At 33.7% G+C, this 1,564-nt stretch carries 3 protein-coding genes and 1 pseudogene; 1 reads left to right on the top strand and 3 read right to left on the bottom strand.

Features of this window, described 5'->3' with window-relative positions; all coding sequences use genetic code 11:
• The 3 genes and pseudogenes from FOT98_RS28820 to exsG form a co-directional block, all read right to left on the bottom strand.
• A pseudogene (locus tag FOT98_RS28820) lies at window positions 1-152 on the bottom strand (RNA-guided endonuclease TnpB family protein); the annotation flags it as partial.
• Entirely contained in the window at window positions 145-234 is a 90-nt protein-coding gene (locus FOT98_RS28815; protein WP_161491756.1) for a hypothetical protein, read from the bottom strand. The gene FOT98_RS28815 and the pseudogene FOT98_RS28820, both read right to left, overlap by 8 nt.
• 325 nt (window positions 235-559) lie before the next feature.
• Window positions 560-712 (bottom strand): exosporium protein ExsG, encoded by a 153-nt coding sequence (gene exsG / locus FOT98_RS28805; protein ID WP_000395675.1) that lies wholly within the window; start codon window positions 710-712, stop codon window positions 560-562.
• A 208-nt stretch (window positions 713-920) separates the two neighbouring features.
• Here exsG and FOT98_RS28800 point away from each other — a divergent pair.
• On the top strand, window positions 921-1,564 hold a 644-nt coding region (locus tag FOT98_RS28800), incomplete at its 3' end, for an MFS transporter (protein WP_144291198.1).

Genomic DNA, 1,564 nt, shown 5'->3' with positions numbered 1-1,564 from the left:
AACGCTTTGGAACTATGTGACATACGTTGCAGTAAGCGGAATTCTTTAGCCGTGAGACAAGCTCGTCCGATATTTTGTTTCTGCGTGAATCGTTGCATCGTTTCTCTTTTCTTTTGTTTACGTAATACTTTCACTGCTTTCTTTCTAGCCATTGTTTTCACCACCTTTCTTAGAGAGTTCATTAAAATTATTAATTACTTTTGACAAATCAATACTTGGAACGAAACGGAACAAAATATGAATATGGTCTTCAGCGTAATTCCTTTTGGTTCAAGTAACTGAATGATGATTATTATTCAATTTCGTTATCTTAAGATATATTCCCTCCTTATTTCCGACATATCGTAAGACAAAAGAAACAAATATTCTTCCTTGGAAAATTGTTATGGACGAAACCAAAGAGTTCAGCCTTATTGACTGACGGCAATTCATCTCCACCTGAATTGTTGGGTTTCACCCGTAACACAAATCAGATGGAGTCTTCTTGCCGAAAAGGATAAAATTATTATGTAACAGTAGAAAGAGGCTTGTCCTCCTCTTTCTACTGTAGCGATTTAAATTAAGAACATCTTGGTACACCGAAAGCTAAGAATAAACCTGCTACTCCTGCTGTAATCGGTACTTTCAACGTAATTACATCGTCTACTTTCGTTACTAAAAAGTAAGCATTACCTTCTTGTAACACACAATTCACTAACAATTGAAATTCCATTCAAATCTCCTCCTTTCAATCGATATACTATACTTTATGAAATCTCGTTAAAAACGTAATAGGAAATATATCCATTTTTCCTTATATATAAAATAAATGTTTATAAGTCTATTAAAAATACTAATTTTCTAAATTTATATAAGGCGTGTAATATCCAATAAGTTCCTATATAATCAATAGTGAAAATCTTACAAATGGAGGTATAAAAATGGCGATTTTGAGTAATATTGGTGCAGCTTTATTCTTTATTGCTTTTATTCTTTTAGTTCTATGCATCATCTCGTTTTTCAAGAAAAATGGAAAAGCAAAGCAATATGGTCGTCCTACTGTGATTCTTTTTATGATTTCAATTCTCTTAATAGGAATGGGCACTACCAAATCTGAACACCCAGTCATCGATTTTTTTGCTACTTTAAGTTTAATTTTATTTATTTTTTTCCTTGTTCTAGCAATCTTATCTGTAATTAAAAAGACGGGTGTAGCAAAAAAACAATTTATTATCACTGCTATTTTATTTGTCATTTTTGTTGCATTATCAAGTATTTCAAACCCTACTTCTGAAAGAACGACAGCAACTAGTAAAAAAGTTGCTTCTAACAATGCAGAACAAAAAGAGAACGAGAAGAACAAAGAACTAGAAAAGAAAGAAGCGGACGAAAAGACTCAAAAACAAGAAGACGAGAAGCGTCTAGCCGAGGAACAAGCTCGTAAGCAAGAGGATGAAAAACGCCAAGCCGAAGAGCAAACTCGCAAACAACAAGAAGAGCAAAAACGTCTAGCTGATGAAGAGGCCCGTAAACAACAAGAAGAGCAAAAACGTCTAGCTGATGAAGAGGCCCGTAAACAACAAGA

Source organism: Bacillus sp. HY001, assembly GCF_007558965.1.
Lineage (GTDB): Bacteria > Bacillota > Bacilli > Bacillales > Bacillaceae_G > Bacillus_A > Bacillus_A mobilis.
Note: the sequence above shows the minus strand (reverse complement) of the source record. Positions and strands in the feature narration are given on the sequence as shown.